Origin of the sequence: uncultured Veillonella sp., assembly GCF_905209685.1 — a bacterium.
GTDB lineage: Bacteria > Bacillota > Negativicutes > Veillonellales > Veillonellaceae > Veillonella.
Genome location: NZ_CAJLUB010000080.1, coordinates 1 through 8,464 on the forward strand (window position 1 = coordinate 1; position 8,464 = coordinate 8,464).

Below are 8,464 nucleotides of genomic sequence, written 5' to 3' on the forward strand. Positions count from 1 at the left end.
ACTTGTGGTTCGACCTCGACAAACAATACGAGGCTCAACCTGGTGAAAGCTATGACCAAACAAAAGCTTTAATCAAAGCTGTATTGGACAAAGCGCTCGCGTAAGATTATTACACAAAAATGTGATAACACAATTAAGAAAGAGGCTAGCAATGCTAGCCTCTTTTTTTATCTTTCCATTCTAGATACATATGTCTAATGACTTGGATTGGTGATACCAATAACATCCTAGGGCCTCCATAGCGCATGATTTCCCGAATTTTTTCACGATATGTAGGCGCATAGCAATGAGTTTTACAAACACTACAGAAAGTTTTCGTTTCCATATGAGGGCATGCATCAATGCGATGCTCTGCATATTCCCAAACTTGTTCACAATCTTTGCAAAGTTGCCCCTTGGGCATATGGTGCTTATTATGACAATAGATGCCAATAATTTGGTACATAGTTTTTAATTCTAACTTACGTTTTTCATCAACTGTCATAGTACTCTCCTATTTTACAGACCAGGACACCCAGGCCACTTTATCAACCGTCTTATTATGAATCTCTCCATTAATAGCTAAAGGTTCAATGAGATTTCTGATTTCCTCTTTCATATCTTCCATATCGCCCCATGTATTGTTGTGTAGTCGCATCGTAAAGTAATTCACTGCTTTATCAAGTCTCATAACCTCTGTTTCAGGAACCGTCTTATACGTTACTTTTACATTATGCCCTATTTCATGAATAGCAGCTAAACACTCTTTCATCTTGCCATCCCATGGGAAGGAATCACGACCAAAGAAATGTTCAGACAGCATATCTACCGTCTCATCGCTGCGTTCACTGAAAGCAATCCACAAGCATTTATCCTTACTTGCTTCATGCATAGCTCGAATATTTTCAACATCAAACATGATAGGACAGAAGATACTATATGCCAAATCAAAGGCTTTATCCCATTTTAGTTCACGGCGAGTTTCATCGGACCAAGGGGCAATATATAAATCAAGATTTAAACCTTCTGCCTCAGCTAATTGTTTAGCCCCACGGATCATACCATCAGACAAGTCTATGCCTGTTGCCTTATACCCTTCACGAGCCAAACCTAGTGCATAGTCACAAACACCACAGCCTACATCTAGCGTACGACCGCCGTTTTGAGGTAACAGATTTTCATCCTTCAAAAATGATAAAAACTCTGTAACCTGCGCCTTACGATCATCTCGATTGTGCATTTCTACAAAGTAATTGGATCGGTTATTCCACGCATCTTGCTCATCACGCCACGCTTCATTGACAGTGAGCTCTTGTATTGTATTTGTCATTCTATCTCCTCTGTATCACTACAGCAAAATTATGTATTGATACAATTTAGTACTATATTAATCTTAATTAGATAATGTATATGTTATTCATCACGTCCTATATGCCTAGTGTTCCACCTAGGATGTTCAGATTTTCTTAAGGACATTCTTATTGTACATTATTCTCAAAATAAAATGTGTTACCCAAATCACATTCACTTATTATTTCCATACTATTAAATATAATATTCTATGTTGAATCCCTATCTACAACACAGCGCCTATATAGCTCCGAATAGAAAAACCTCCACTCATTCGAGTGGAGGTTTCCTATATCATGTTACATATTGAGTTCCTATACGTGCAGCTATAGCATTCATATACAAAAATTTATCTTCTTTTTTCTCTACAGAACTAGATACATCATTTGTTTTAGGTGCATCAGCTGTAGGCACATCAGCTTTAGGTACCTCTGTATCAGTTTTCTCTTCAGTCTTTACACTCTCATCATTAGAAGCAACTTCACGCTCTTGTTTAAGGCGTTCTTCTCTCTTAGCTTGTGCTTCTTGTTCGCATTTTTCAAAGATAACCAATATGAAGTTTCATTCATGAAATGATATAGATCTATTAGTCACCAATCATAACTCGATATACTGGCATTCTATCTACTGTTCCTACATATTCTAATCCTTCAAAACAATCTTGTCCCTCTTCTATTTTATTGGCAATTTGGTTATGAATTTTTCTTAATAGCTCTACATTAGTAAAATATCGTCTATTCTCTGCGCTTAACTCGACTTTAATATCGGTTTGAAATACACCATCAATGCGATTCTCTTCATCCAAATCAGTTACGTCAACAATATGCTCATTACTTCGTAGTTGTTCAGAACCTGTAATGAATGCTTCATAAACGATACATACCTTACGATTATTAATAGCAATGCCATTAGGATTCCAGTTATCTTTATTATCCGGTATATAATCAATAATATCTTTGGTGAAAGCATCATCACTACCATATTCTTGATTAGAAAAAGCCCAATATACCGATGTCAGTACATCATCTGTACTAGAAGCATCTGCTAATTTCTTCTCTACTAATTTTCTTGTTTCCCTTTTAAGTAAAGGTTTTTTGATAATGTAAAACATCCCCATTGTAGGTATCAGCATAACTGCTAATACGGATATCATATAGGCCAAACTGGTCATGGTACCACCTGATCGCCCTGCTTGAGAATGAGCGGTGCTCACTGTATTCGCTGTATTCGTCATATGATCCAGAAGCCATGGATATTCAAACATACCAGCTATAATTACAATCAGTAGTAAAGTAGCCATCGTAACACAGATAACGAATAATTGCTTAGCTACCTTGTTACAAACTATTTCCTTCTCAGCAAAGGATAATACATCCATCTCAGATATGCCTTTACTCCATTTAGTAGTTCGTGCATGTATGTCCATGTTTCTCTCCCATCGCTAAATACAAACAACTCTTCAAAGTTAACTATACACCGTATTTCATACATTACTTATATTTATTATAATAGAGAAAAGGAGGCCTTGAAAGTATGGGAAGCTATATGATAATACTAATGTTTATATTGATAGCTATTGCTGTAGTTTTTGCTACTTATAACCTATCTATAATTAAATCCATGTCTCCAGAAGACCGTTATAAACTTCTTTATTTTACAGATGATCAAGTCTCTATAGGCCTTGGATTAATGAAAAGAACCTATAAATTAAAAGATATTCGAGAAGTACGCTTCTCTAAGGGCAAAAAATTCCGCAGCATGGGAAGCTGGGCTGGCAGAATGAAGATTTGCAAACTAAATGGTACGACAAGTCGTTGGATAGAATTTGATGGTACGGTCTATTATAAAAAGATGGTATATATAACTAATGAAGAAACCATTGATAAATCAATAGATATACTCATGAATGAATTTAAATCTAGGGGAATTCAGTGTAATAAATATAGATAGTAAACAAAAAAGCTTCTCGAAATTCGAGAAGCCTTTTAATTGGTGCGCCTAGCAGGATTCGAACCTGCGCACCCGGTTCCGGAGACCGGCGCTCTATCCCCTGAGCTATAGGCGCATGAATACCTAAAAATTATACCATATTACGCTATGGTTCGATAGTATAAAGTATATATGGGTACTAGGTTTATACATAAAAGCCCCTAATATTAAGTTGTATAGCAACTAATATTAGGGGTTATTTTTATTACAGATTCTCTTTAATTAACTCTAATAGAGCATCACAACTACGACTTACATCGTCATAGGTTTCGTCAAAGTTTCCTGTATACCAAGGGTCCTTTACATCACGGCTTTCACCAACAAAAGACATAGCCTTGTACACCTTAGAATCTACATCATCACCAATGATACGTTTTAAATTTCGTGCATTATTTTCGTCCATGATAATGAGATAGTCGAAATTATGATAGTCATCAAAGGTTACTTGACGAGCCTTACGACGCGTATAAGGAATCCCCATTTCATCTAATTTTTGTTTAGTCCCATAGTGAGTATCGTTTCCTATCTCCTCACGAGATGTAGCTGCAGATTCAACATAAATAGAATCGCTGAGTCCAGCTTTTGCAACGATATGCTTCATATAAAATTCTGCCATCGTTGAACGACAAATATTACCATGGCAAATGAATAAAACCTTAACCATCATAACTCCTCTAGTAACTCAACAATCAATGAGTTATTAACGTACAAAGTTCGTAGACACTTTTTTCTCTTTATCGGTATCTGGATATGGCACCCCTTGCTCCTTAGCTACAGCAAAGCTACGCATCATCCAAACCATATTTCTCGCCAAGTTGCGCATGGTTTGCATACCTTCTTCATCTTGCTTAGCATCGTCGGCTACTAGACCATGGCTAATATTCCAATATGTAGAGCCTGCAATTGGCATTTGAGAAATACCAAAGTATTTATTGAGTACATCAAAGGATGCAGTTGTACCGCCGCGACGAGCTACGGCGATAGATGCACCTGGTTTAAAGGCAAATGGATTTGGCTTTACACTTTCTGCACTAAAGAATACGCGATCTAAAAAGGATAAAATACGTCCACTCGGATGTGCATAATATACAGGTGTTGCAAAGATAAAGCCATCTGCATCCTTCGCTTTTTCTACAAAGGCATTTACATCATCATCTTTGAATACACATTCTCCATGTTCAAAACAATAACCGCATTGAATACAATCACGAATAGGTTTATTGCCCAGCTGAATGACCTCTGTATCTACATTGGCATCACTGAATACCTTTTGTACCTCTTGTATAGCTTGCATTGTTGTACCGTTTATATGGCTACTACCATTTACGATTAGAACTTTCATATTATATCCTCCTAACTCTTACTTAAGAAGTTACATATTAACTAGCCTTTATATACTATCATAGAAATACAAAATTGTTAAAGTCTGCCCATCACAGCAAGCCAGTTAATATTGTCTATTTGCCGATAAAGAGTAATTCACATAGACACTTTTATATAAAAAAACTCTGTAGCACCTTACCCACAAGCAACTACAGAGTTTTTATCTATTTAATTAAAAGTTATGTCTAACGCCTGCATCGATACGCCATGTATTATCTATGGTAGCACCAAAGTTTTTAGTGAATGTACCATATAGATATGTACTAGGACGAATGCTCCAAGAGCCGCCGATTTCCGCATCAAGCCATGTATCCTTTAAATCTACAGTTGTTTGTACTGTTGGATTACCTGGTGCAGAATATGTAGTATTTACCTTACCAGAGAATTCATGAGCTAGTGCTAGTTTTGCAAAGATATTAGATTTTTCTGTTTCTTTACCAATACCAATGCCAAGTCTACCTACCGCAGAGTTGACCGCATCAGATTTCACATGCATGGATCCACCACCTGCAATAGTTGCATCATAGGATACACCATTTAAACGACCTAGAATAAATTCTACACTAGGGTCGATATAGAAACCATTTTGTTTTTTAATACGTTTGCCATATTCAGCACTCAAGGATGTACCAAATGTATGATAGTTACCATTCAATCGTTGTCCACTAATTGAGTTAAGGCTATAGTCGTTGGATAATCTATTACCACGAGCGATGATATCAATATACCGACCATCGTCATGTTGTTTTGTACCATATAAGGCAATACCGCCAAGCTTACCATCGCCACTGCCATTAGCATAAGAGTTGCTAGATGTGCTGTAATCAATAGCACCACCAAAAATCCAACCATTAGTTGCCTTATGGTCGTAACCAACTTGTACGCCATTGTATGTCATATGTGCATCAGCACCATCTGTAATCTTAGATTTACCACCTATATATTTAGCCCATACGCCTTTATCTGTATTAGCTAGACGAAGGTCACCTAAACGACGTTGTAAATCATTCGTATTATTTTTCCAGGCCATAACTGTTGAAGTAAGGGCCGATTTTGTGCCACCTACGAGCGATGATTCACTAGCACGAACAACTTTTGTTGTATCATCTACAATGAGATGCCCTTGAGCATCAAAATGATCTGCCCCTAGGTCTGCAACAGCACCAGGTGTAGTAACACCTTCATTGATTTGAACTGTTGTGCTAAGCTTCTTATCATAGCCTGTGTATTGTAATTTCTCAGCTAATGTTTGAATATCCTTTTTGTAGCTTGCATCGTCGATGGTATTACCGGAATGGTCGCCTTGCATTGTAATATGGCTATTATCCGCCGCATGTTCAACGACGATTTGGCCTTTTCCAGCTTCGCTTGCTGGTACGCCAGATTTATAAATAGCATTCACATAACCGCTATAGTTCTGAATTGTTATAGGCCGCGCATCGATAGGATGAATGTTACCTGCTGCAGTTGGGTTAACACCACCTACAAGATTGCGAACCTTACTCCCCTTGTATAGGTACGCTGCATTATCCCCTGATGGACGTTCTTTTTTAGGTGTAGGACGCTCCATGCCAATCCATTCATTATTCCAAGTAGCTTCGTTTTGTAGGTAAATATCTGCACCAGAATTATGAGAGTTTTTATTGCTTTCAGCATATTCATTCAAAACAGCACCGGTAAGGCTAGAGTTAGGTGTTGTGAAAGCTAGTGCTATATTAGTTGGTTCTACATTGTGATTTGGATCGCGGCCATAATCCTTGTTGATAAGGCCTACATTACCAACAGCAACTAAGTCATGAGTGCCTGGATGTTTGCCATCAGCGCCTGCATTAACATATACATCCCCTTCTTCTGCTACTACAGAATAGGTATCAGATGTTTCTACAGGATGAGTGATAATCTTACCGCCTCCATCAACAAGGATATGACCTCGTTGATTGACTTGTAAACCAGAGCCGATAGCATCGATATCTACATTACCTTTCACATGAATATTAGTATCACCATAGTCTCGATCAGGGTTATCTTTACTTAGACGTGGTACCTTACCGCCATAACCAGCATAGACTGCACTCATATAATAATGACCTAATTCTCTCTTCGATGCTGGTGCATCATTCTTTAATCGTACAATAAGGTCTTTATCTACCGTTAGTTGTGCCCCAAAGCCATTATAAATACCTGTAACATTCTTACTTTTACCTGCCTCTGTTAAACTTTTACCATGTACATTAACTGTTAATGTATCCTCTATGTGTTTAACCTCAGGTTGCGTTTGTACTGGTGAGCCCATTGTTAAACCGAGTAATTCCTCTGCTTTATCGCTAGAAGCATTAATTTCTGTAGCCATAGCAGTATAAGAAATACCAGTCAACACTAAGGCAGCCATCATAGCGGATAAATGGCGATGTAACTTCATAATAATCTCTCCTTTTACTTACCTTGTAGGCAAGCGTCCTCACAGAACACATTTACATTTTTATTTGCTCAAAAATGTAAAAAGGCCCCCTAAGTCCAACTTAGGAGGTCTTTTATAACTACACACTCATTAAATAGTACACACTATTATTCAGGATTGATGATGAAGGATAATGCGCTGAAGTATTTGTTTTGTTCCCCTTTAGTTTGTGTTGGGAAGCCTACTTCAACACCTACTACGTTAAGGCCATTAGCGCTTACAGTCACTGTTGCTTTACCGTTAGCATCAGCTTGGCTTTCATTAGTAAGATCGTTAATTACGTCTTTGATTAAAGGTGCATTTGCATATGGTTTGCCTTCTTTCAAGACTTGAATTTCATATGTATCACCTTTTCTAAGAGTTAATGGGTTAACAGATGGAATGATTTGAATGAAAGCATTTTTATTATTAAAAGGTTTTGCTTCTGCATTCCAGTAGTGAACATCATATTTAATGGCATGTGTACTTTTTTGAGCACCAGGTACTTCAGAGATTGGTTTATGAACAGTTTTGCCATCTTTGTCTTTTGTCCAATAACCATAGTCGAAGTCAGTTACTGTAATACCCAATTTATCATTTGGTACAACTACTACATTTTTCTCATGTTTAATAACTTGTACAGGAATTACCATGCCATTGTTATCTAGGCCAATGATGCTTTTTACCATTTCTGGGCTATACGCATCATCAACAGGGCCTTCGCCAAGTACTAGCGCTTTTTCATCTAAGCGGTTAGCGAAGAACACACCATGTGCATCAACAGAAGAGCATACACTACCTGCAGCTAAACCTACAGCAAATAAAGAAGCTAGAATTTTCTTATTCATAAGAACCTCCATAATCAATAATTGATTTCAACAAACTTGCTATTATTATACATCGTCATGGATATTCCGTACATACCGATACCCGTATCAGCAAGTTATTATGCAAACTCCATATATACAAGGTTCTATATTCCTATCAATCATAAATGATAAAATTATCACCTGTTTTTATATGAATATAATAAATAGGAATATCCCCTTTGTTATATGTAATAAAAACGACGCCCCCATAGGAGCGTCGTTTTATATCACTAATGATATTATTTTTTGTTTTTAGCAGCTTTCGCACGTGCGTTACGATCAAGGATTGTTTTACGCATACGAATGCTTTCAGGTGTTACTTCAACGAGTTCGTCATCGTTAATCCACTCAAGAGCTTGTTCCAAGGAGAAGATACGAGGTGGAGTCAAGCGTACTGCTTCGTCAGAGGAGCTGGAACGCATGTTAGTAACGTGTTTTTTCTTACATGGGTTAACAT

The 8,464-nt window shown here is 37.4% G+C and carries 9 protein-coding genes, 1 tRNA gene and 2 pseudogenes; 2 read left to right on the forward strand and 10 right to left on the reverse strand.

Features of this window, described 5'->3' with window-relative positions; genetic code table 11:
- Nucleotides 1-104: pseudogene (locus QZ055_RS09425) on the forward strand (glutaredoxin); the annotation flags it as partial.
- Nucleotides 105-154: 50 nt separating this feature from the next.
- On the opposite strand, the gene QZ055_RS06510 reads toward QZ055_RS09425, so the two are convergent.
- The 4 genes from QZ055_RS06510 to QZ055_RS06525 all read right to left on the reverse strand — a co-directional run bounded on the left by QZ055_RS06510 (nt 155) and on the right by QZ055_RS06525 (nt 2,755).
- Nucleotides 155-484 (reverse strand): nitrous oxide-stimulated promoter family protein, encoded by a 330-nt coding sequence (locus QZ055_RS06510; RefSeq protein ID WP_295825425.1) that lies wholly within the window; start codon nt 482-484, stop codon nt 155-157.
- Nucleotides 485-493: 9 nt separating this feature from the next.
- Nucleotides 494-1,309 carry a class I SAM-dependent methyltransferase gene (locus tag QZ055_RS06515; protein ID WP_295825427.1) on the reverse strand — a complete coding sequence of 272 codons (816 nt, stop codon included), beginning with the start codon at nt 1,307-1,309 and terminating at the stop codon, nt 494-496.
- Nucleotides 1,310-1,623: 314 nt separating this feature from the next.
- A complete protein-coding gene (locus QZ055_RS06520; protein ID WP_295825429.1) occupies nt 1,624-1,881 on the reverse strand; it encodes a hypothetical protein in 258 nt (85 codons plus the stop codon).
- Nucleotides 1,882-1,915: 34 nt separating this feature from the next.
- Nucleotides 1,916-2,755: a hypothetical protein gene (locus QZ055_RS06525; protein WP_295825431.1), complete on the reverse strand. Its 840-nt coding sequence runs from the start codon at nt 2,753-2,755 to the stop codon at nt 1,916-1,918.
- 107 nt (nt 2,756-2,862) lie between these two features.
- Here QZ055_RS06525 and QZ055_RS06530 point away from each other — a divergent pair, with 107 nt between their 5' ends.
- Nucleotides 2,863-3,279, forward strand: coding sequence for a hypothetical protein (locus QZ055_RS06530; RefSeq protein ID WP_295825434.1), 417 nt, complete (start codon nt 2,863-2,865; stop codon nt 3,277-3,279).
- Between the two features lie 40 nt (nt 3,280-3,319).
- Here the strand turns inward: QZ055_RS06530 and QZ055_RS06535 are convergent.
- The 6 genes and pseudogenes from QZ055_RS06535 to QZ055_RS06560 form a co-directional block, all read right to left on the reverse strand.
- Nucleotides 3,320-3,394: transfer RNA gene (locus tag QZ055_RS06535), tRNA-Arg, on the reverse strand.
- Nucleotides 3,395-3,523: 129 nt separating this feature from the next.
- Entirely contained in the window at nt 3,524-3,982 is a 459-nt protein-coding gene (locus QZ055_RS06540) for a low molecular weight protein-tyrosine-phosphatase (RefSeq protein ID WP_295825436.1), read from the reverse strand.
- A 36-nt stretch (nt 3,983-4,018) separates the two neighbouring features.
- Complete coding sequence (locus QZ055_RS06545; RefSeq protein WP_295825439.1) at nt 4,019-4,660, reverse strand: flavodoxin family protein; 642 nt, start codon at nt 4,658-4,660, stop codon at nt 4,019-4,021.
- A 213-nt stretch (nt 4,661-4,873) separates the two neighbouring features.
- On the reverse strand, nt 4,874-7,120 hold the full coding sequence (locus QZ055_RS06550; protein ID WP_295825443.1) for an autotransporter outer membrane beta-barrel domain-containing protein: 2,247 nt from the start codon (nt 7,118-7,120) through the stop codon (nt 4,874-4,876).
- A gap of 146 nt (nt 7,121-7,266) precedes the next feature.
- Entirely contained in the window at nt 7,267-7,986 is a 720-nt protein-coding gene (locus QZ055_RS06555; protein WP_295825446.1) for a DUF4198 domain-containing protein, read from the reverse strand.
- A 260-nt stretch (nt 7,987-8,246) separates the two neighbouring features.
- Nucleotides 8,247-8,464, reverse strand: a pseudogene (locus tag QZ055_RS06560) (translational GTPase TypA); the annotation flags it as partial.

Coding starts and splice junctions, on each gene's coding strand:
- QZ055_RS06510 (WP_295825425.1), bottom strand. CDS start 484: ATGACAGTTGATGAAAAACGTAAGTTAGAATTAAAAACTATGTACCAA.
- QZ055_RS06515 (WP_295825427.1), bottom strand. CDS start 1,309: ATGACAAATACAATACAAGAGCTCACTGTCAATGAAGCGTGGCGTGAT.
- QZ055_RS06525 (WP_295825431.1), bottom strand. CDS start 2,755: ATGGACATACATGCACGAACTACTAAATGGAGTAAAGGCATATCTGAG.
- QZ055_RS06530 (WP_295825434.1), top strand. CDS start 2,863: ATGGGAAGCTATATGATAATACTAATGTTTATATTGATAGCTATTGCT.
- QZ055_RS06540 (WP_295825436.1), bottom strand. CDS start 3,982: ATGGTTAAGGTTTTATTCATTTGCCATGGTAATATTTGTCGTTCAACG.
- QZ055_RS06545 (WP_295825439.1), bottom strand. CDS start 4,660: ATGAAAGTTCTAATCGTAAATGGTAGTAGCCATATAAACGGTACAACA.
- QZ055_RS06550 (WP_295825443.1), bottom strand. CDS start 7,120: ATGAAGTTACATCGCCATTTATCCGCTATGATGGCTGCCTTAGTGTTG.
- QZ055_RS06555 (WP_295825446.1), bottom strand. CDS start 7,986: ATGAATAAGAAAATTCTAGCTTCTTTATTTGCTGTAGGTTTAGCTGCA.